The organism is Acinetobacter higginsii (assembly GCF_000369525.1).
Classification (GTDB): Bacteria; Pseudomonadota; Gammaproteobacteria; order Pseudomonadales; family Moraxellaceae; genus Acinetobacter; species Acinetobacter higginsii.
Genome location: NZ_KB850072.1, coordinates 1,465,321 through 1,488,347 on the forward strand (window position 1 = coordinate 1,465,321; position 23,027 = coordinate 1,488,347).

At 41.3% G+C, this 23,027-nt stretch carries 17 protein-coding genes; 1 reads left to right on the top strand and 16 read right to left on the bottom strand.

The genetic code is table 11. The annotated features are described in order from the left end of the window. Positions 1 to 13 precede the first annotated feature (13 nt). Positions 14 to 841 carry a S1 family peptidase gene (locus F902_RS13045; protein WP_005204109.1) on the top strand — a complete coding sequence of 276 codons (828 nt, stop codon included), beginning with the start codon at positions 14 to 16 and terminating at the stop codon, positions 839 to 841. A gap of 165 nt (positions 842 to 1,006) precedes the next feature. Here F902_RS13045 and F902_RS13050 read toward each other — a convergent pair whose 3' ends face one another. The 16 genes from F902_RS13050 to F902_RS13125 form a co-directional block, all read right to left on the bottom strand. Then, positions 1,007 to 1,615 carry a glycoside hydrolase family 19 protein gene (locus F902_RS13050; protein WP_005204110.1) on the bottom strand — a complete coding sequence of 203 codons (609 nt, stop codon included), beginning with the start codon at positions 1,613 to 1,615 and terminating at the stop codon, positions 1,007 to 1,009. After that, the gene (locus tag F902_RS13055; protein ID WP_005204111.1) at positions 1,615 to 2,022 is read right to left on the bottom strand and encodes a hypothetical protein; all 408 of its coding nucleotides are present in this window, start codon (positions 2,020 to 2,022) and stop codon (positions 1,615 to 1,617) included. Before F902_RS13055 ends, F902_RS13050 begins: the two co-directional genes overlap by 1 nt. Before the next feature lie 100 nt (positions 2,023 to 2,122). Continuing rightward, the gene (locus F902_RS22670) at positions 2,123 to 2,281 is read right to left on the bottom strand and encodes a hypothetical protein (RefSeq protein WP_171067756.1); all 159 of its coding nucleotides are present in this window, start codon (positions 2,279 to 2,281) and stop codon (positions 2,123 to 2,125) included. Next, the gene (locus F902_RS13060) at positions 2,278 to 5,193 is read right to left on the bottom strand and encodes a hypothetical protein (RefSeq protein WP_228129738.1); all 2,916 of its coding nucleotides are present in this window, start codon (positions 5,191 to 5,193) and stop codon (positions 2,278 to 2,280) included. The genes F902_RS22670 and F902_RS13060 overlap by 4 nt, the downstream gene beginning before the upstream one ends. Positions 5,194 to 5,286: 93 nt before the next feature. Beyond that, the gene (locus F902_RS13065) at positions 5,287 to 12,288 is read right to left on the bottom strand and encodes a PBECR3 domain-containing polyvalent protein (protein ID WP_005204114.1); all 7,002 of its coding nucleotides are present in this window, start codon (positions 12,286 to 12,288) and stop codon (positions 5,287 to 5,289) included. Between the two features lie 433 nt (positions 12,289 to 12,721). Further along, on the bottom strand, positions 12,722 to 14,986 hold the full coding sequence (locus F902_RS13075) for a transglycosylase SLT domain-containing protein (RefSeq protein ID WP_005204117.1): 2,265 nt from the start codon (positions 14,984 to 14,986) through the stop codon (positions 12,722 to 12,724). Next, positions 14,987 to 15,652 carry a hypothetical protein gene (locus F902_RS13080; protein ID WP_005204119.1) on the bottom strand — a complete coding sequence of 222 codons (666 nt, stop codon included), beginning with the start codon at positions 15,650 to 15,652 and terminating at the stop codon, positions 14,987 to 14,989. Beyond that, positions 15,649 to 16,119, bottom strand: coding sequence for a phage protein Gp13 family protein (locus tag F902_RS13085; RefSeq protein WP_005204122.1), 471 nt, complete (start codon positions 16,117 to 16,119; stop codon positions 15,649 to 15,651). Before F902_RS13085 ends, F902_RS13080 begins: the two co-directional genes overlap by 4 nt. Beyond that, the gene (locus tag F902_RS13090) at positions 16,116 to 18,119 is read right to left on the bottom strand and encodes a phage tail protein (RefSeq protein ID WP_005204123.1); all 2,004 of its coding nucleotides are present in this window, start codon (positions 18,117 to 18,119) and stop codon (positions 16,116 to 16,118) included. The genes F902_RS13085 and F902_RS13090 overlap by 4 nt, the downstream gene beginning before the upstream one ends. Positions 18,120 to 18,121: 2 nt before the next feature. Continuing rightward, complete coding sequence (locus F902_RS13095) at positions 18,122 to 18,676, bottom strand: phage connector family protein (protein WP_005204125.1); 555 nt, start codon at positions 18,674 to 18,676, stop codon at positions 18,122 to 18,124. Between the two features lie 16 nt (positions 18,677 to 18,692). Beyond that, positions 18,693 to 18,971, bottom strand: coding sequence for a hypothetical protein (locus F902_RS13100; RefSeq protein ID WP_005204127.1), 279 nt, complete (start codon positions 18,969 to 18,971; stop codon positions 18,693 to 18,695). Between the two features lie 2 nt (positions 18,972 to 18,973). Then, positions 18,974 to 19,378: a Bbp16 family capsid cement protein gene (locus F902_RS13105; protein ID WP_005204129.1), complete on the bottom strand. Its 405-nt coding sequence runs from the start codon at positions 19,376 to 19,378 to the stop codon at positions 18,974 to 18,976. Between the two features lie 9 nt (positions 19,379 to 19,387). Then, positions 19,388 to 20,380 carry a major capsid protein gene (locus F902_RS13110; protein ID WP_005204131.1) on the bottom strand — a complete coding sequence of 331 codons (993 nt, stop codon included), beginning with the start codon at positions 20,378 to 20,380 and terminating at the stop codon, positions 19,388 to 19,390. Between the two features lie 13 nt (positions 20,381 to 20,393). Beyond that, a complete protein-coding gene (locus tag F902_RS13115; RefSeq protein ID WP_005204133.1) occupies positions 20,394 to 21,053 on the bottom strand; it encodes a hypothetical protein in 660 nt (219 codons plus the stop codon). Next, complete coding sequence (locus tag F902_RS13120) at positions 21,013 to 21,345, bottom strand: Bbp19 family protein (protein WP_005204135.1); 333 nt, start codon at positions 21,343 to 21,345, stop codon at positions 21,013 to 21,015. The genes F902_RS13115 and F902_RS13120 overlap by 41 nt, the downstream gene beginning before the upstream one ends. After that, complete coding sequence (locus F902_RS13125; protein WP_005204136.1) at positions 21,338 to 23,026, bottom strand: portal protein; 1,689 nt, start codon at positions 23,024 to 23,026, stop codon at positions 21,338 to 21,340. Before F902_RS13125 ends, F902_RS13120 begins: the two co-directional genes overlap by 8 nt. Between the last annotated feature and the right edge of the window lies 1 nt (position 23,027).

A 23,027-nucleotide genomic window follows, 5' to 3' on the forward strand; every position in this document is an offset into this window, starting at 1 on the left:
CTATTGGTTTTATATGCCTAATAATTTGACAATCGCAGAACAATTGCTTTATTCAACAATTAAAATTATTTCTGTAAAACAAAGGGTAGCTTTTGGAACTGGTACAGGGTTCTTTTCAGCATTTAATAGGACAAGGGATTCATTCGCACCTGTACTTGTCACTAATAAACATGTCATAAAAGGTGCGGATTCAATAAGTATAAAGTGCCACTTACAAGAACCTATTTCTGGTGGTCCTTCAGGTAGATATTTGAATATTAATCTCCCACTTCAAAATTTAGTTATCCCCCACCCAAATGAAAATGTAGATTTATGCGCCATACTCGTTGGGGACGCCTTGAACCAAGCTAACACTGATGGTAATCAGATATTTTATTCTAATATTGAAATGGGCATTATTCCTGTAGAGGATGAATGGCAGTATCTAGATGCGATTGAGGAAGTAACGATGATAGGATGCCCAAACGGAATATCGGATGAGGCAAATAATTTTCCTCTCGTTAGACAGGGGATAACAGCAAGTAATCCTAGCAAACGTTATAATGGTAAAAATGAATTTGTTGTAGACATGGCTTGTTTTCCTGGTTCATCAGGTTCACCAATATTTTTATACAACCCTTTTGGCTACTTCAACAAAAGAACAGGTAACTTTCAAATAGGAGAAGGCAGACTAAAACTTTTAGGAATTTTATATGCTGGACCACTGATATCAAATACAGGCCAAATTACCTTAAATACTAAGCCGAGTGTAGAAATGAACTCGCCAATGCATTTAGGATTCGCTATTAGATCAAGTGAACTAATAGAATTAGAAAGATATTTTATTACTCTAATAAGATAATACTTTAATTTAAAATGGTATTTTAAAATAAGAGTTCTGAGTTGATTTTATATTTACTTTAAAAAAAATGTAGATAGATACATTAACCTAGTCCAAGTTATGCACTGAATTAAAACGCTCACAACCAAGGAAGGCAAAGAGCGTTTACAAGAATGAGTAACCACGTCAGGGACGCCTCAAAGCATATTCAAAAGTCTCTGCATAACCTGCAATTAAACTTGATTTGTCAGTGCCGTTTATAATGTGCCGTGCATTCACATAATCTTTTTTGCTTTGATAGATGTAGTCAATGAGTTTTTTACCAGTGAACCAACCTTCTTTCATACCCTCAAGCATAATTTTGATTGCATATTCTTTTTGGGTCGCAAGTTCAGGGTTCTGTACTAAGTCAATTCCAAGCTTCTTAGATGCCTTTTCATAGTTGACATACCAAGTTAATTGCACATATCCGCGCCCATAATATAAATATGGACGGTCTTCACAAAGGTAGGCCGCCTGCTTACTGCTGTCTTTAAAACAATAGCGTTGATCTAAACTATTCAAATACCATGTACCATAAGTACGGTTTTTGCCTTTCCCATACTCGACCACAGGTAGCATCGTCTTTGCTGTTTCATGCCACGTTGTAGCTAGAATATATGCGGCTTGAGGGTACGTAATTGATTTATCCTGATCTATAACACCAACAATAAAATTGATTTCTTCAACCTGACTTTGGGTTAATTTCCCAAATGCTTCACGTAATACGGCAAAGCCTTGCGTCGTCATTTTCATCAGCCACCTCCCTTACCATTAAGAATGGCCAAAATTGCAGATTTAACTTCTCCGATAATTTCAGATAAAGGCTTGCCCCTGAGCAGGGCGATTGACTGGTAAACAATACTGATAAACAGTAGTCCAAACACGGCAAAGAAAAACATAATCGTCCCATGCATCATGAGAGATTTATCTGATAAGCCGTGGTATTCAATAAATGTTGCACCTCCATAAATACTAATTGTTATGGCTGCTGTTAAAAGACCAATGGTCCTTAATGAGATTTGAAGCTTTCCATCTTTATCGATGTCACCGCTTAAAATAAGCGCAAGCACCGCCCCAACCACTGCGGGAAAGATTTTTGCCGCCCATGGAATTGCTTTAGGTAAAAATTTAATGAACCAAGGGATCGCACTTTCTTGCATTTTTATTTACTCAGATAAGTTTTATCCATTTTAAGAAAGTGCTCTTGTTAAGTATCGAAATCTGTTGACAGTAAAAAGCCCCGTGAAAGGGGCTATAAGATTATTGATTGGCTTCGATAAAGACAGTAATTGGATCTTCATCTAATCCGCATATCACTTGGTATTCCGCAAGGCCGTCAGTGATCCAACAGATCTTCTGTTTTCTTGTGCCTAAATCCTGAATATATTCAGAAAGGATAGTAAAATCTTCGTACTTCACAGGATGTTCCCCTTCAGTAATGTTGAGATAGTTACAGCGCCGCCTGTTTGATTTGCAACATAGATATTGCCATCTGTATGCGTTGATACAATTAAATTACCTGGGGTTCCGTTTGATCCATCTAGCACCCCTGTAGTCACTGAAAAATTTGCATGCCCACTTATTTTAGAAGTGCTCGCGCTTGAGCCTGCTCGCAAATAAGCCTTGCCTGCAATTGCATTTACTGAAGAGCCAAAAACCTCTATTTCACCGAATACATAACCGTAAGCCGCATTCTTTTGATATGTGATTACCCCACCGTTCGCAAGAGTTGTATATGTTGTTGCAATTGCGCCATTTACTTGAGCTGATTGCCCGGATCCGAAACCATTACCCGAACTGCCAGTTGCAATGACTACGTTATTCGGTCCATAGTTACCTTCAGTGTAAGAGCCGTTTGCTACAACAGTTGAGAGGTTTTGAATATTTACACCATTTGTTCCATTCTTGGATGCATAGCAATTTCGTGTAGAAATGTGTGCATTATCTAAAGCATAAAGTCCAATTACGGAATTACCTGTAGTACAGGCTGCGAATAAATAAGCCTGTGATGCACTTACCACAATTCCAGAACGCCCCGCTTTTGCTCCAGTTGCCCAAGCCTGACCTGCTTCAACCATTGAGCCAGTAAATGACATTTGGTGGTTTTTATTACAAGCTGTTAAATTTCGAGAATAACGGCCACTACCACCATTTTGAGTATTAATGCCATTTCCACCATTAGAAATTGTGAAGCCGTCAGCGAATTGCCCACCAGAGTTGTTAACAATCATCAAACCATGACTTGCGTTACCATAAGCAAAACCAGAATCACAATAAAACCCGGCCCCCGAATCAGTACGCATTCCCTGAAGTCTATTACCAATCAAGCGTACTTCAGATAATCTGCAATAATTACCTGACAGCATAAGTCCAATGCCATTTGATCCAGCAACAATTGAGCCTCGAAGATACCCGGAACCACCGTCGCCAAAGTTTAATGCGTGTGAAGTAGAACCAATGAAGTGTGCATAAGGTGCATGTAGATGTGAGCCATTAAAACCCCAAGCACAATTATTAAAACCGGTCACTGAAAAGTTCTGACCGCAAATTAATCTAGACTGTATTGCTTCGTATCCTGCATTAGTACCTTTTAGCAATAAGCCCGTTCCGCCCGAACCACCTTCAATTACAAGGTTGTCTAGTAGTTTGATATTTCCATCTTGCTCGCCAATCAAACCGCTGCCTGACGGATTGTTCTGCTTCAATACGGTTTTCATTACTTTTACAGTAGCACCCAACCAACCCTTAATTGGTGGTGCATATCCTTTGAAATATGGAGTAGTGATGTTCCCTAAAGAATCCCGAACCTCTGCTTGATACATATTCCAATTTTTAAGACGTACTGTGACGTTATTCCCTGCTTTAGCTAATACTTTCCAAGTCCCTTCATGTTGAATCATTGAGACTTTTAAAGCTGTATATTTTAGATTTGAAAGATTATGTGTTGTTACATCGATTGTTAGAGATGTATCACTGTTTATTGCGGTTACTTGAGCCATACAACCATTAAAAAGCAACACATCCCCTAAATTCACATCGCTTAAAAATACTGTACCTATGCCTGTTACAACACCATTTGAAATACTAATACTGCCCGAGCTTGCCTTGGTGAAATACCACCATTGGTATCGATTAGCGTCGGCATCGAAATCATCGCTACCCGACCCTGATTCAAATGCAGAAGCAATTGTGATGGTTCTTAGTGTGTCGTCAACTGATACTACTGCTCTAGTTTGACCTTTGTAGTGAATTAAATCGCCAATATCCAACCAATTACTTGGACGTGCATTATCGCTTGTACCGCTTAATGTAATAGTTGTGCCTGAAACAGAAGCATTACCCATCTTATTAAAGCCAACTGCTAACTCCCCCAATTGTGCTTTACGAATTGGAAGGGCTTCAAACCAAGTAGCTCCGCATATAACTTTATCTATTTTAAGATAATCGCCAACGCTTACATTACTTGCATCAGCTAATGCATAGGTCACATCCCATAAGCCGTCTGCACCATTTGCTGAAACCACAGAACTGATAGTCACCGCCAGTGGTTCAGCGCCTTTTATTGTTAAAAGGCCATGATCTTTAGTGTATTTAGCAATATATTCTGAGTTGAAATTGTATATTGCAGCAGGGATTGTGAAAGTTGTTGGTGCATTAATAATTAGGTTTTCTAGTTTACTCAGTAGAGTTTGAACTTCGCTTGTGCTTGCAAAAGCAATACTTGTTGGTTCACGAATTTCAATAACCTTACCCGTTGATAGTCCAATTAGAAGCGCGTCTTTAATGTTTGTAATTGTTGGACTTAAAAATTCCTTGGCTGTGATGTATTGATCGCTTAAATAGAATTTGCCGTCATTGTTTTGGCGAACTAATGTTTCAATATAGGACTTTAAAACATCATCGCGCTTTTTAGATAATTCTTCATAATTAATATCAGACAAAACACGCGATATAGATTCTTGATCAAGCTTTGTGTACCACTCTTGCAAAATCGCGGTAACTTTATCCAATGCCTTTTCTAAAGCGTCAGGGTAAAAATTATCATAATTCGTAATATCTAAAAGCTGATCAACAACGGTATCCCCCGCAATGTAGAAATATTTATTTGCTAAAGGGTATTTTAATAGGATATGCCCACCGAGTTGATCGATATTGGTATTAACCAAATATAGCGATGGATCTAGTGTTTCAAATTCAGTTCCGTTTTTTACACGTACAGAAACTCCCTCAGAATCTTCTTGATCAAAAGTTCTGAAGGTAAAGTCAAAACGCAAATCGAAATCATTGCCCAAATACAACGGGCTTAGTCGATCTGAATTTGAAACAGTCATGTGTCCACCAAAATAAAAGGGCCGTATTACTACAGCCATTTTATAAAGGTGCGATTCTAAATAGTTGTTCCCAAAGCTTGTGCTGTCAACAGCTTAGTCTGTAGGTGCATGCTTTCCAGTAATGGTTCCGCGCACAGCATCAACAGCATCCTTAGGTTCTTCTTTTTTACCACTGAAAATGTCTAACCAATACCCAGAAGGTTTACCAAGAATTGAAAAAGGGATACCAGAAACAAACGTCATCGTGTTTAAAAGGTCCCTTGCTGCTTTACCTTGATTGACTTCTTTCTCATCATCTAATGCCCGTTTAGTGTGTTGGATTAGAGCAATCCCGCTTTCACCAATGCTGAATACAGGTGAAGCAGTGTAACGGTCATTCATTACGTTCCCATCGGTATTACTGATTGCAGCATTAGCAACATTCCCTGCATAAGGTACAAACGCCGTGAGCATCTTCACTTGGGATAACGCCATTTGCTCCGCTAGATCGCTCCATTTATCATCCTCATTGTCATAGTCTTTGATACCACCTGCGAACAGTATGAATAGAAGTTGAGAAACCATTGCAGGAATAGAAACCATCATTAAAGCGACATAAGCCAATCGTGGTGAAGCATTTACCCAACTGCCGTTGCTGGCCTCAAGTGCAAGCTTTGCTTCAGAATTGGCCGTGTTCCATACCATGTTGAACCAGTTATAAAACATCAAGAACATACGCTTAGCAGGTGTACCGCGTTCAATGTTTGAAATGCCTTCAGGTGACATGTCCATCATGTACTGACGCACAACGCTATCTGCAGCATGAACAGCATCATATTGATTCATACCCTTTTCAGTGAAATTATTGAAGGCCGCTTGCCAAGTCACGATCTCCATTGGGCGTTGAATCGAGGTCTGTAAGAAATAGGCATGTTTCATTGTGAAATCTTTCACTGTTTGATAGGCATTCTTTTGAAATACAATTTCATCAATTGCATATCGGTACTCATCTGCTGCACGATCCCAACGTGTTTTCATAAAATCAGACATGTCCATAATGTCACTTGCCATGTCTTGACGCGATGCGATTGATCTAAAGTAATCAGCTTGAGCTTTTATCAATTGTTTAGGCGGTACTGCTACTGTGACTTGCGCAAAGCCGGTTAACTGTTCTACTGCGTTCTTTAAGTTAGCAGACATAATTGCAATACCCGTGTTTCGACGTAGCACGCTAAACACTCTATCCAGCACATGTGAACCTGAACTCTCATCTACGGATTGATTTGCAACCGCTTTCAACCATGGATTAAAAATCTGCTTAACACCAAACGGCAAAACGCGCTCAATCTCATTTCTGAAATCTTTATTCAACAGCAGTCGCCCTACCTGGCGAACTTGCTGTTCCAAATGGATATAGCGCAACTCTTTGTCCAAATGGCTTGGCAAACGTGACAAATCTAACTCAAGCTGATCGTGGTAACGGTCAGCACGTGATTTAGTGAAATTGGCGCCAGTGGTGGCAATGTCCAAAGCTTGTAAGTTATTTTCTGCAAGGTTTTTGTCTTGAATGCGGTCTTGTTCGTTTGAGCGTAAGCGGTCATACACAGCAGGTACATAACCCCCTTTGTACTCGCCAAAAGGTGTCATCACAGGTGAATTTGGTAATTCATCAAAATAACGACCGTTGATCTTTTTATGCGTGATTTGTGCTTTTTCTTTGTAGCTATCAAACAAATCCCAAAATTTTTGTATAGTGTCCATATCCGTTTTGGTGATTGTGCCCTCTGCAATCATGCGATTAAAAAATTGGTCCCAACCGCTGAAATCAACTGAACCATCTTCCAAGCGACTGCCCCAGCGATAACCAAGCACTAAACGCTCTTTGTTACTTGTATTGCCTGTGTGCATGATTGCGTGAAGCAAAGACTGTTTGCCAATAAATGTATAATTGTTTAATTCAGGTGCGGCAATCTTTGAATTGTCCAATTTGCCAAAGCCTTCAAATGTTTTAACGACTTGATCTAACATTTTGGCTTTATCAATGCGGTATTTACTCAGGGCATCCTGCATTGGATTAAGAATATATTCACGATATTTACCCGTTGGGCCGCCATCCAACCAAGTCACAACTTGATCAACACGTTTAGCGGATGCACCCAATTCCATAAATCTTGCTTTTAGTTCTGCAAACTTATCCCGACCCAACATTGTTTGTTGAATTTTCTCAATGCTTTTCTTACCACGGGATTGTTGTATTAATTCCTCTCTGACTTGTTCCCGCTCAAAGGCTTCATTTGTGGTGTGCCAAATTTTATTGTCACGGGAACGATACCAAAGTGTTTCCACTGCGGACATTACCGCACTGAATTGCTCAAGTGTTAGATTCTTGAAATCTTGGTTTTCAGGTAGCACCCCGATGTTTTGAATTTCAGCATAGGTTGTTGGGTCATATTTTCTGATTAATTCAAGTTGCTGTTCATAGTTTGATGAATCACGACCTAAACCATATTTACCCAATATTCCACGTGCTGCTGTGACCATATCAAAATCACGACTTTTGGCTAATTTTTCATTATTGCCAAATATCTTTTTCACAATGTTCAGGCTTTGTTGTACTTGGTCCTTTGCATCGTAACTGTATTTTGTTGCATAAAATTGGACGAGTTGATTGCGCTTATGCCGGGCGGCATCAACTGTCTCCCCTTTCTTAAACGCATCATTTGCCATGCGCCCCAATCGAGCATCGTCTTGTGCGCGCATATGGGGGCGAATGTCACGTATTCTTTGGCGTTGGATCATGTCACGTGCAACAGCCTTAGCTGCTTCATTCAGTGCAGATTTACGCCCCATAAGTCCATTTAATGCTGCCATTTCTGCGGCCAACATTCGAGCACGAATATCATTATGCAATGCTGATTCAACTGCTTCAGTAATGCTTTGCTGATCGTAAAATTCAGAATATTGTGCAGCCATGCGTTCATCTGTTAATTGATCGATGCGTTGCTTGGGCGTTGGAGAATTGATTAGGTCCCGAATCAAAGCATCGCCACTTTCAAAGCCAAACATCTCTGCAATTAAATCAGGGTTTTCACCCCCACGCTGGGCAACGCCGTAAGCGCCTTTTGATACTTGGTTAAATACTTCACTGTCTTTACCGTATTTCGCTTCAATCCAATCTAAAGCCAATTTGCCCTTTGTGACCATGCCTTCTGCATATCGCTGTAAAATGTCCATGTCTTGGGCGTAATCAAGTAATGCAGGATCAACTTCATTAGAATATTGCTTATTACCGATTAGCTCATCTGCAAAACGGTCTTCCAATTCTCGAGTATCAAATTTACCATTTTCATCTTTGGCCAAGTAACCAAACTCCGCAAGACGTTCTGACATTTCTTCAATAGAAAGACCTCTTACTTTAGATTTTGATGATCGTACAACTGGCTTATTACCAATGCCTGATTTGATTTTCGCAGCTTGGTCTATGCCCCAAGTCGATTCGATTTCATTTACATCAAGGCCGCCTAACTTCGCAATTGCTTCAAATAAGGTGTCACGCTCAGACTGAACATTGTTTAAATCACGCTTCTCTACTTTGTCCAAAGGTTGACGTAAAAACATCATGGCCTGATAGATCGGCTCTTGCGCTACATCCTTTGCAATTTCCTGTTTTACAGACTCGCGCTTTTTATTCGCTTCACGTTGCAGTGTTCGTAAATACTTGGTTTTTTGCTTTTGATACCAGGATAAGTTTTGCAGCGTTTTCTGCTCAAGCGTATTGATTGCAAGTTCTGTTGCTACCTCATGGTCTTGGCGCATTTCATCATAATCTTTTGGGCTTATACCCATGCGCATTGCGTCATCTTGCTGAATCAGCATCTCTAAATTTGCAGCCGCTTGAGCCTCTTGAATTGCGCTTTCTGATGCAAGCATTCGATCCATCACGCCTGTAATATCGCTGTTCAATTCTGCACGGTCATTAATGCCTAAGAATTTCTCTACATTGCGATATACAGCAATCATAAACTGACGGAAGCGATTAAAAACTTGCTTTAAGTCAATGCTTGGCGCTTTGCCTGTAAACACATACTGTTCAAAAGTTTCAGCAAATTTTTCATGCACTTCTGTTTTTTCAGCATCGGTGAAAAAATCCCATTCGCCAATGTCTTTGAAGTCAGCACTAGCCCACTTTAAAACTGTTTCCATGTCCTGACGAACTTGAATAGGTGCATCAGGATTCATCGCAATATCCATATTCATTTCTAAGAAATGATGCCCAAGCTCGTGCACAAATGTAGAAAAATCAGCATTTTTACTTAAAATTATATTTGAGCCTATCTCCCCATTAGGGAAAACAATTGAGCCTCTTGTACCGCCATTTGTTTGCTTGTAATTATTATCACGCTGATCTAAAATTGAACTATGCCCGCCATCGTCTTGGACGTTGGGAGTGTGGCTATTGTGCTTAACCAGTACATTGATATCACTCGTGGCGGGATGCTTTCTCATTGAAAGCCCTGATAAATCAGATCTTCCCTCTCTTACTTCCTCTACATACACCAACACGCCATCATCATATTTTTTGACATAACCGATCATTGGTTTTTTGTTTTTGCTCAATCCAGCATCTTGAATAAAAGCATCATGGTTTAAAATAATATCCTCAATTTTTGCAATATCTGACGCTAAAACAGGCAATTGTCCACGAGCATTTTCTTTTTTTGCATCCCCATGATTTTTTCGAATATGCATTAACTCAGATGTATAGATCGAATGAGAAAAACCAGTATATTTATTTAAATCGCTTCGAGAGAAATTACCCACTTCGCCCAACAAAATAGACTTAATTGCCCAATCGTTATGGTTGTTTGAATAATTTGTATAAATGTTTGCGGCTTCTTGTCCATTGCTATTAACCATTCCCTTTGGCATAGCATCGGGTAGAACTTGGTTATAACCCTGTTCGGTGCCTTCTCTAAAGATACGAATTGGATGAAGGTCAAAAGCTTCTTTTGCACTTATACCTAATTTATCGCCTAAGGTTGAGTAAAATGCCGAAGCCAATTCACCTGCAGCACGGTTGTACTTGGCATTAAATGTTGCAGTTTTACCAAGTTGGTTTTGGATCTCGGTTGCAACTATTTCCCGTGAATCTTCAGCCACTTCAAACTTTGCTTGTTCATCTAAATACGTTTCGGCCTCTTGGCGCATTTGTTCCGTGGTCTTTGCCAAGTTCTCTTGTGCTTCTTTAAGCGTTGGCATATCTGGACGTGAACGAACATTTTCAACAAAATCTGTTGCATCATCCAATGCAGACATGGACGAAACAAATTCGTCAATTGGTATCTGAACTGTGCCATCAAATTCTTGAGCATTGCCCAATTGGTCTTGCAGACTTGGTGCACGAGAGAACAAATCTTCTGGTGCAATATCACGATCACGCAATAACTGGTTAAAAGTCTGCCCATCGATAAAGACTTCATCAATTGCGCCGTGTTCTTCAATAGCTTGGCGCAAAAAATCTTGGCTTGCCGATTCATCGCGCTGATTAGTTTTACTTTCACGATTGCGATTTACTAATGTATTAAGGATTGCAGCAAGTGTGCTTGAACGTACTGCATCCTGTTGTTGGTCTTGGCGCAATTGGTCCAGCGCAAATTCGGCTGTACGTTGGTTTTTAACCTTGCCTGCTGAAACTATGGCAACCTCAGGTGCTGCCATGATCATGCCCAACATTCCCTCTAGTGCCATTTCTACCGGGTCTGCCTTTTCCCCAACGGCATCTGCCGCACCTTGAACTGAATAAACCCCTGCTGCAGACTGAATAACTGCTTGACCGCCTACAGTTCGCAACGCCCCACCGAAATTGATAGGCAATAGCAATCCGCCTAAGGCTGAATATTTAGCAGACCCCCACGTCTTAGCGGCCGCATAGTCAATTTGCTCTTGGCGTGTTAGAAACTTTTCACGCGCTTCAGCCATGTTTTGTCCGTAAGAAATCGCGACGTCAGCTGTACCTGCACCAATTCCGCCTTGAATTGCACCACCAACTAATGCCGCACCTTTGATTAGGTTTTGGGCCTTCTCTATCGACATGAACCATGGTGCGTATTTTGCTGTGTTCCTTGTTAATGTTTGGCTTAATACACTCCCTGCACCTGCACCAAGACCAAAGCCTATTAAGCTTGGAGGTAGTTGTTCCAATGCCAGTTCTGTGATGGTTCCTCCATCTGCTTTGGTTATAAATTCTTGAGTTGCCCCTAACCACCCAGCGTCATTGGTTTTTGCAGCCTGCCCCATGTCATCCAAAAGGGTTACTAATTCTTGAGATTGGGGAAGGCGCTTTTTATAATTGGTGAATCGCTGCAACATACTGTCGTCACCAGTGGCTGCATATTTAGCCGCGCCAATGGTTTGCCATAGAGATGCATAACCACGCTTGGTTGCATCCCAATTCGTGCTGCCTTCACGTTCTTCCTGCGGCAGCAATTGACCTTGGCTATCCCAAAACTTACGATTTTCCATGTAGCGATTGAAGCGTGCCGCAGCGTATGAACCTTGTTCTTTTAGGATTTGGTCGTGCACTTCTTTGATTTGTTGTTCTGGTGCTTTCGGAAAGAAAGGCGCATTTAGTTGATCTGTTAATAGATTGCTAACTGTCGGCTTTACTGAGTCAGGTTTTTGGAATACACCAAGGTCTTGCAACCGTTTTTGCTGTTCAGTAGATGCACCTTTCACAATCGCATTTTGCAAATCATCATAGGTGACTTGTTGACGCGGATCTGTAAGACTTGAACCAAATAACGAAACGCTATCACTGATCTTTTTTAATGAACCAAAGTCATCAAGTGAAACAGCAGCTTGGTTTGGGTTTAATGCGTATTTACCAAGGACTGGATCGCTCGAAATAACTTCGTTTAACTTCTTTTGAGTTATGACTTCATCGGCAACTGATGCAATTTGCTCAGGCGTTTCCGTCATTTTGTTATAGTCTAGTCCAAGGTCTTTTGCGGCCTTTCGCGCACGTGCTTCTGTATCTGCAATCTGGGTTGCATTTTTACCTTGGTTGATTTCGAATAATTGACCAATTGTAAGGTTTGTTTGGTTTTGATCAGACATAATAAAAGCACTTAAGACTACGGACTTATGTAATCTTAAATGCTGTTATACGTGATAAAGGCTTTTGCTGTTGACAGCTTAGTTGCCAATTAACATCCCTAATTCCTAAATCGACTGCGCCAGTACATAAGCGAAAATAAAGATAAGATCATATAAAATATGGGAACCCAAGATGGGTAGGTAAAAAAGAAAAGTAAGCTGCCGCCTAAAATATCAAGTAGAACTATAATTAATTTATTTTTATTTGCTGTAGTATTCTCATAAACAATGATAACTAATAAAAACGCAAATAAAGCATAGCAAACAGCTAATAAAATTTTAAACGTAGGCGCATCAATGCCTATTGATTTTAACAATGTTAATGTCAATTCATACAAGACTGTAGGCGCTATTATTGCCATTATTCCGAAAAGAAAATTTTTGAATAAACCCATTAAAACCCCCGACGCATCATTGAGTAGTACGCATTCAGATATTCCGCCAAAGTAACTTTAGACACATCTCGGCCCTGTTTTTTAAACAAGTCGTCAATTTTTCTTTGAGTGTTGGGGGCGATATCATCCTTACTTTTAACTGAGTATATTCGATTTAAAGTAATTTCAGAATTACCAGTTAGAGGCACTCCTAAAAAAGATCGTGAAGAAGTGATCTGAGAATTTAGACCAATTGTCTTGAGTACAATTCGACCATACTCATCTTTCGATAACTTGGAGCCTTTACGTGCCTCGGCTTCTCGTAATGTTTGTGTAACATCCGCTTGGACCGCAGAGTAATGTTCAATTTGTTTTTTGTTAGATTTATCAGTAATACCAAGCATTGGTAAGTATGGATTTAAATAGTCTGAGACCGTTTTCGGACTTACTTCAATTTCATCGTTCTTTTTAATGTCCTTAGGTTCCTTATTAACATCAAGGTACATTTGAGTAATGTTTCGGTAATCCGCAGGCGAAAGTTTGTCTGCATATTGGTGTAGTACTGATTGTGGCTTACCCTTAAATAACTCATTTTTGTTGAGCATAATCATACTAAAAACAGTTGGATCAGTTTTAACAGGTGCTTCGTAGATAGACTTGCTAATTGAACGTAAACTTTTAATTTGAGCAGGCTCAAGATCAGTAATTGCATTTACTGGTATTTGCTCAAAAGTAAACTGACCAGTTGTGATTCCATTAAATATCTCGCTATACGATTCGTCCTGTTTGTCTTTTTTAATTTTGTCTTCAGCTGCATATCGACGGTTTAAAGCAACTTCTGCCTTACCTTTGACCTCTTGAGATACATTACTGCCCCACACCGCATCAAAGGCTTGTTCACGGGTCTTAGAAGGTTGCTTAGCATATTTGCCAAAACCATCTGTAAGCCAATTATCAATACGCTCTAAATAACTACGTGTTTCGCTTGCTGGCGGTAATCGACCATTTTTAACAGCTTCGGCGGCAGGATGGCCCCCATTGTAATATGCTGCGATTACCATTGGATCTTTGGTTTTATATTTCTTACTTATCCAATCAACAAATTCTAATGAAGCGTCAATAGTATCAGCAGGATTGTTAATATCGCGCTGACCATTTTTATTAAAATCAGACCAAGTTGGTGGCATAAATTGCATAACTGATTTAGCACCTTTTGGAGAGACTGCACTGTTATCTGATTTTTCCCCTGATAAACGAATCCCTAATAGCAAAGGCGCTGCCCACTCCATGCCTTTTTCTTTTGCGGCATGAACCGTGTAAACATCAAGCCGCTGATCATTGTATTTTATGCCCTTCATCTGTTGCGGTGTAAGGCTTTTCAATTCTTGTGCAATCGCCTGTGATACTTGTGGGGGTGCATTTAGGGCAGGATTACTATTTTCTTGAGAACCTGTAATTGCGTAATTAACCAAAGATTCAACTTGCTGATCTTCTAATTTTTGACGAATGACTTTATCGACTTTGAAAGTGTCAGCCAATGATATTTCGCTACTGTATTTATCTCTATACAAAGTTGCAGCTTTAAGGTTGCCATTCTCAACAAAAGCATTCAGATTGTTCATATGCGCACTGGAGACATTTTTCAGATAAAGGTTTTCAGCTTCTGTTGCTGATTTACCTTCTAAGCGCATTAACTCACCAAGCGAAGCCTTTAGGTTTTCACGACTGTCATCAATAGATGCAAAGTCAGCAGGGTTTTCATTAATGTTTCGGATGTATCTATCCGCTGATGCAGAGTAAACACTTTGCTGGTATGTATCGTTTTCACGTACAAAATAGTTTTGCAGATTCCCTCTAAATGCATAGGCATCTTGAGTTGCTGCACGATTAAACATTGCACGTTGGCGGTTATTGCCAAGCTTTGCAGTAATCTCGCTTACGCCGTCCTGATAAGCTTTTGAGTAGTAATCAACAAAGCCAGTGCCATCGTCGTTATTGAATCCAACAACATCTGCGCCTTTTTTATGAATATATCCATCGATCTTATTATTTTGTAGATGATACTTGAGTTCAGTTAATTGGTTTTGAGCATCCATAACGCGTGTGCGGTCAGTTCTATCAACTTCTTGCTGATAAACGTTAGCAGCAGTATTAGCCAAGTTTGCAATACCGTCAATCTGGTTAGACACAACATCAACCGCTGCACCAGGTGACATGCCACCTTGTATGCGGGCATTTGGCATGCCTTGCTCGTTTACTTGTTGATTAAACTGTGGAATACGCATTTATTGATTTCCCATCCAATTCCAGTTGTAGTTCTGCCAAGATGCGCCTTGGTTATTGCCGTATAGCGACATAGCAAAATTACTATTATTTGAATAGCTGCCACCGCCGCTTGGCATAGCAGTCATTGACTCCCCGCCTTGCATTGGACTGCCCCCACCTCCGCCGCCAAACATGGTTGATGCGAACTCATTCATTGCAGCAAGTTCTGCATTTAGACGTGGGCGAATCGATTTCGCTTGGGCAGTTAATACGTTTTTCTGATTCAAGAAATTGGTTTGCTCTACTCGATGCCCCCAAGACTGCATTGCAGCGTTGTACTTGATTGTGTCAATATCTGATTGCGCAATCATTTCTGTACTTGCAAGCATATCGATTGCTGAACCTTGGGTGACATCAATGCCGTTTTCAGCTAGCGCATTAATTTGGCTAGATTTGAACGCCGAAACATTGCGTTGATAATCAGTGACTGAAACTCGCCCTGAATCGATCGCATCACGCGCCTGAATATCTGCAAGTGTTGCATTTGCATCAGCAAATTCAGCTTGCTGTTCAAGTGCTTGCTTTTGGGCCTTGAGCTTTAAATAAGTCGTGCCGCCTTTGACCGCAGCTTTTGCAATTGCGGCATAGAGGTTGCCTTGACCTCCGCCACCTCCGCCACCCATCATGCTGCCACCATTGCAAACGGGTAGAATAATTCGCCGTTTGTCCCGTGTGGTTCAGGTTCGCTAAACTTAAAACCCAAACGCCTTAAATAACGTATCGCATTGTCATTCTTGACATAAACATGATTCGTCAACGTGTCGTAATCAAGCATCATTTCACCAAGAATTTTTTTGCTTTGCTTATAAAACTCTATTGGATAACTTGAAATATGATCCGTGCCCAACAACCAAGGGCAACCGACACTCCCAATCATGCTTGTAAGACCTACGCCACAAATAAAAAGCAGTTTACCGTTTACAACCACCGCCCAAGCATCGCGTGAATACTTAACACTCGTTTTTACGATAAAGTCGTAATTGTCGCTGAAGTAAGCCCGCAATTCTTCTTTATCTGCTTCGCGCATGTTTTCAACAAGAATTCGTATGTCTCGGTCAGTTGGTTTTCGGATCTCGATATTCGTAATTGTCATTTGAACTCTACCTCTATTGCCAAGAGCTTCATGGGTAAAGGTTTATCATGTTTTACAGTGATTTGTACGTCTTTATTGTATGCACTGGCAACAGGTATTTGTGCCCAACCGGTTATCAGCTTTAAAGGCTGTCCGTAGGGTTCAAGACTCCGAGGTTTATACTCTGTCATTAAAAGATTTTCAGGGTCTGTACCTGCCAAAATATCCTGCGTTCCCTTAACTCTTAAATGAACTTGAGTAGGTAATTTCGGTTTAGCTGGATGTGTTTCTTGAGATACCAAAGGCAGTGTTTGAATCTCACCTTCATAATTCAAGCCTATCCACACGTTTGATAATTCGCGGTCTAATGTTATTGAGCCGCCAGTAACTGTTTTAGGAGGCTTTACACCCCCATCAGCAAAAACTGAAACCTCACGCCCTTCCAACCAATCTAGGCCAGTAATTGTTTTTGTTGGTGGACCTTTGTATTGAATAGAACTGTCTAGGTAGCATTGGTCTTGCATCTCAACCGGCTGTCTCATTAACACCCGTTCTATTGTTCTAATTTCTCCCCGCTCAATTACACAATAAAGAACCGTTTGAGATTCTTCTGGAATTGCAGCCACAGATATCACTTTGCCATTTGTATGTCGTTCAGCCCAAGCCCAAACTTGTTGTTGTGCACTATAAGTTAGAGATAACAAAACGCCGTCGTCACGCACAAAATAAAGCACATCTAATGGGTTCCTGACCAATGCGCAATCTACAATTTTATGTCCATCAAATAAGTGCGGGCACATCAAAGATAAATCGATTGTTTGGTAGGATGAGTTTATCCCTTGGGACATTGAAATTTCGTGAATGTGGCCTGTTTGGTCGGATGCAAAGATAGTGGCCCCATCAATTTCAACGGGCGTCACATCGTTAGCCCCTGTACTCGAGCTTTTACTTGCATTTACACTTGCAGCAGTCATTGCCCCATCTGATGAGAGTTTCCACAAAGCACCGCTTGTTAGAATGAGTAAATCGCCCATAGGGACCAAGTGCTTAACCCCATTCCCATCACGCGCAGCAAATCTGATCTGAATTGAGTCTGTGTCTTGCAATGGAATGTGATAGCCAAAATTATCATCGGTAGCTGTACGAGACATGCGCAACCATTGTGGTGACTTATATCCGCCACCATAAACTTTACGTTGGCCATGATATGCAACCGCCGTTGGATTGAACTCAAACGGATCTCGAATTAATGGCGGGGTTATCGATCCATTAGTCTCAATATAATCATCTGTGAAACTTAATTCAGTTGTTTCCCCAATGTAGCTTGCCAAACCCGAACGCAACTTAAAGACGTTGTATCGTGTTGCACCTGGTACTGCATCCCAATTCAAGACGTTGGTGTTGCCTGCAAGTGTGAGATCATTCTTTAAAATAGGCGATTTTTCTGAGGCTTTGGACTCGTTATCCTCATTAATTGCAGTTACTTGATAAACATAATCGCGTTCAACATACCCCGTTGTATTTGGCGTATTTGCAACCCCTGTGAGATTCTGCGGTTGCCCGATGCCATATGAAACGGTGACAAACTCGACAACCCATTCTGTTGCACTTTTTCTAATAATTTTGCGTGGTACATAGTTTGGATGCGTAATTGTTATTACATCTGCCGACTGTGCATACCGCAGCTGCATTAAATGCTCTTGCGTATATGGCAAGGCAAGCTCTAAGGGTAGATCATCCTCATCTAGTAGCATCCCACCATCTGCAAAGAAGTTCACCGCTCCCGCTCGAATCGCCAAAACAACTGCTTGTTCTTCACTAAACACAAATGGAATTAAGCGCATTCCGCCCAAGTGCCATGCATAATGATGAACGTATCGAAGGCCAGCGCAATAAGTCAAACCGCCATAAAGCTCGACAAGGAAGTTTTTGCACTTCGCAACACCAGTTTGGTATTTTGCTTGATCAAAGCGACCAAACATTTCAGAAGATACGATGCCGCCATTAAATGATAATTGCATTTTTATCTCGCTAAATATAACGAACCATCAAAGTCAGGTCTGCGCTCGATGCGATGCTGTTGCAGATCAGTCCTAATCGCTTTGGCCTTCTCTATCTCGTAAATCTGCAACATCATGGTTTGCTTTTCTTGGTCGTTGATTAATGCGCCGGCAATACGCCCTGCCAATAAATATGACAAAGCCACTTTGAATTTTTGAGGCAATAAAGACAAATCTTTAATGTCTCTTACATAACGTAAAACTGGTGAAGGATCTGATGTAAAAAGATGATCACCTTGCACATAAAACGGTGTGCCTGATTCAAGTTGAAATGGTCGAATCATGTCACTAGGCAGCACATAAGCAATTGCATCGGCATAACCAGCATCAGCATTCAAAGCCAAACTTCCGACCGCAAAGGTCCATTGATGCTCATCATCAAGAATGTCTTGCCTACAAACTGGGTAGTAAGTACTGCACAATTTTGCATGCGGTGTCTGTTCAGTAGGATCATTAACAACATAGCCCTGCGCAAGATGCGACAGGGCTAGATTGAAAAGATCAGTAATTGATCTCATAAGTTTTTACCCTGCTTTACTGCAATAGGTCGGCTTCTTCTAACAACTCAACAAGTTGAGCTTTAGTTTCTGAACCGTTTAGCTCAATATTTTTTGCAGCTGCGGCCGCAGTTAGAGCTTCTTTGTTCATACGAGAATAATTGCTGTTAGTGTCAGTACCCACAGGCTTTGGATCTAAGTCCTCGAACCAAAGCCCTGTTTCATCTTCTCCGACCGCAAAGATTTCTCCATCTTGAATAAGGCGGTCTTTGTAGAAGCCCTTTTGATTTGCACGTACTTGTTTTAAGCCTTCCATGTTTAAGCCCCTGCATAGACTGGATAAGCTGCTTGCACGTCACGATGATCTGAGACATGGACAAAAACAGTACCCGCTGTGAATGGACCGCTTGCAACAACATAATTCAAGCGGACATAACGTTTAGGCTTAACAGGCATCATCACTTCGCCAATTACACCTGAATTAAGTTCAGCACCTGTATAAGCACGTGAACTTTCAACAGTGGTCCATGAAGAATTATCAGAAGATTCCTGCAATTGAACTGTTACTGTGGCAGTCGTAGGCAAAAGGTTTTTACCGCGTAGCAAAACGGGTAAACGATTGACACTCGTTGATGCTCTCTGCAAATCAAGTGTGTCAGTAGAAGTTGCTGTGGCTGTGATGGCTTGATCCATCGACAGCACAAGTAATTTATCAATTAACATAATTACTCCTTAAACCACACGTGATTCTGTGTTGAGTAACGCATCAACACGACGAATTGGCATGCCATCAAACTTGGTTACGCTACGCCCGCCTTGTTCTTCAACAGTGATTCGAACATTTTTATTGTTCACACTTTGACGACGCAAGAATTGTGAAATAGTGCGGTTTGCATAGATTGCGATTCGACCGCTGGTCTTACGTGGCAACAATTCAGCCGCTTGCGCCAGTAAGTCAAACAAGTCTGCACCTGCACTTGCATCTTTGGTTAATGCAGTTACATCGATATTTGCGATACGAACAACTGCACGCCAATCGCGAACTGTTACACCCGCATTCCAAACAAAGTGTGAGCGCAAAACTTGATACATTAATCCGCCTGATTCTTTGGTTGTTTCACCTAAATTACGGATTTGCAAACCAGCTTTGGTACCGCGTGGGTAAATACCGTGTACAGTATCTTTATGCCAAACCACAAACCAAATTGAAGTGTTGTTATTGCCTGTGCCACCTGCGTCAAGAATATTGCGCTTATTCGCAGGGTTGGTTTGTGCAATATCATTGAAACGAGGTGCGAAACCGGTAAACGCCGCAGGGGTATCGCGTGCATTACCATAGATGAGTGTTTCACCCATTGTTTGCGACATACCCTCAACAAATGCTGCATCTTCACTTGCACGCCATTCTTGCGGATTTTGCTCCATATCATAAAGTTGCTTATCAACTTCTGAATATGATTCGAGCAATCCGCAAGTATCACGTACCGCTGCTGTTGCTGATTTCTCTGCAGGCACACCGTAGTTGAGTAATCGCCAAGCGCCTTTTGGTAAGCCTGTACGGATTGTTGTTTTGTGACCTGTGCCATCGTTGGCTTCAACCCACACCATATCGTCAAGCAATTCATTGCTTGCAGCTAGAATCTCGATAACTGCACTTTCGGGCGTCTGTCCGTAGCGCGCAGCTAGATCCATGAGCGTAGGTTGTAATTGTGCGACTAAAGACATATTAAGCCCTCTGCTAGTTATTATCGCCGTACCATAGTTGTCCTAGACTTGGTGTTGAAGTGTTATTGCCTTTACCTGTAATAATGTTGTCAGGTTGTAGCAACTTGCCCACTTCGGTCATAAACCCAATTACATCAGGATGATTGCCAAGTCCGCTGTTATATAGAATCTTAGAGATTTTCTCCCCACGCGGTAAGGTGAAAGCCTTTTGCGCTGTCAACAGGCTTTGTTGCAGTTTCTCGCCGCCGTATTCGGTATCTGCACGCGCCGCATCAATCCATGATTTGACCATTTGCTGTTGTTGAACTGCTTGTCTTTGTTGAAGCTGTACGCCTAAATCAACAAGCTTTTGCACTGCTTCTTGCGGCATTTTGAACTCTTGCCCTAACTCCTGAAGCACTTTTGCATCATCGCCGTGAAGCTCATAACCTTCAGGCATTGTGAAATCTGTATATGCAATTGGTTGATCATCTGTGGCTGGTTGATCACCCCCCAATAGCACTTCTAATGCTGGTTGACCTGTACCATCAGTTGTTGGTGCAGCAGCAGGTGTGGTGCCTGGTTGTTCAGTGGTAGGAGTTGCTGCAGGTGTTCCTGTAGCATTGTTTGTTGTTGGTGTCGCTGCCGTTGTATCAGTCGTTGCTGTTGATGGCGCGTTGTTGTTCTCGCTCATGTTTCACCTTTTCATTGTTCAAATTGGTTTGTTTAAAATGTTCTTTTTGCATGTCTAACCATGCATCTGTGCTGACCTTAGTGACTTCAGCAAGTAGAAATAGCCCAAACTCCCTACGACCTTCCAGAAATGCAAAATCTGTAGGTTGTGAACCGCTTGCATATGTGGGCTGATGAATCCCTGAACGATTGATTAAACGCATCAGTAAGCGTTTTCCATGAGTGGTTTTTAAAACCTCTTTCAGGTCGTTCGCTTCCTGTTCTTGGTCAAGCTCGTATTGTGTTTTAGGCATCAATCAACCCTCCTTCTAATGCAGCATTAGCAAGTGTGTTCGGGTCTACTTGGCTAGCAGTTTGGATCGCTTCAGCTTGCTGCTTGTTAATTGCAGATTGCTGCATCTGCGCTTGTTGCTGCATCTGTGCTTGTTGCTGTTGCGCTCTTTGCGCTCGGATTTGTTCGACCGCTTTCTTATCTCGGAAAATCATTGGTGAAGCACCAATAGTGTCTGCATACTCATCAAGGAATTTGTCAGTATCAAACTTGTCGAGAACTTGCGGATCGACTTGAGCAATTTGTCCCACCATTGCAAGCATCTGTTGCAGATTGGATGCACCAGTAGCACGTTGCGCCAAGGCTAAAATTGATACAAACTCGATTTTAATTTCAGAGTTTTGAATTGCTTCAGGCGCTGTTTCACGCAAATATGGCGTAGTGTCTAACACTCGCATCACGCAGATTTCTACTAATGGTCGCAATAGTTCATCGATCTGACGTTCAACCACTGGTCCAAGCATGAGCATTTTTTCTGATTTACGCTCATACACTTCTGTTGCAGTCATCTTGCCTTGATCGTATGCATCGAGCATTAAAAACAAATCTGTGAAAAATGCTTGTTTTACACGTTCTTGTGATTGCCGAATCTCAGTAAACACACCGTCTACTGCAAACTGCACATTTAACATCGGTTGAACTTGTGCCACGTTGTTCATTGGATTTGGCGAATAGAACGCAATGCCATTGGGCAACGTCTCTTTTTCTTGTCCCTTAAGATATTCAGGCAACAACACTGGTGGATTGACTTGATAATCAACGCCCTTTGCGAATTGCTGATGCGCTTTCTGCAATGCACGCATATCTCCAAAGCAATCTGTTGCTGGCGATTCGCCGTATACATCACTGCTTGATACTGTCCAACGTCCGCAAATAACCTCAAAGCTGTGTAATCCGCTTTCACGTAGCAATTTGTCTTGTGAATTTGCTTCATAGTAGATCGATGCGTATTTCATGTTTTTTGCACCGAATCCCTGTGCTCCTATACGTTGATAAATCGCATGATGCACAACAAATTCTTGCTCAATATTTTCATTTTCATAGGCTGATTTGACTTGATCAGATACGTTTTCTTCACCAAAAAACGCAATCATATTTTCTACAGTCAATTTGAACTTGCGATATATCCCGTTTGGTTTATTGAATGCATCAACTGTGATTGCGTACTCACCAAAGGACATGGGAATAAGGTCCATCAATTGAGCATCTTCAGATCTTGGTGCGAGAGCAGCACAAGTGCCGAATGCACCTTCCTGCAGATAACAATTGTGAACTGTTCTGTAGACGTTGCTTTTTGCAAATGTTGAATAGCAAATATCTTGCAACTCTTTCAGCCATTGCTTGACCATGGTGTCTTTTTTAAGTTCAGGGTCAGACGCTTCAATAACAAACCATGGTCGGCTTGGTGAACATGTACCAGACAACATCCCTGCTGCAAGAACTTTCAAAGAGTTTTTGCCTGTGTTATCTACAATCTTTCGCCATGCAGAACGATCGTGCTTTTCTTGGTTTTTAATTGTTTTAATTGCGACAGGCAAAACGTGCAATGCAATCTCAGCACAATAGTCGTCCATGTCATTGACACGTGTTTGCCAAATCTTATCAAAACGCTTTTTTAGCTTTCTGATTGCATCTTCGTTCATA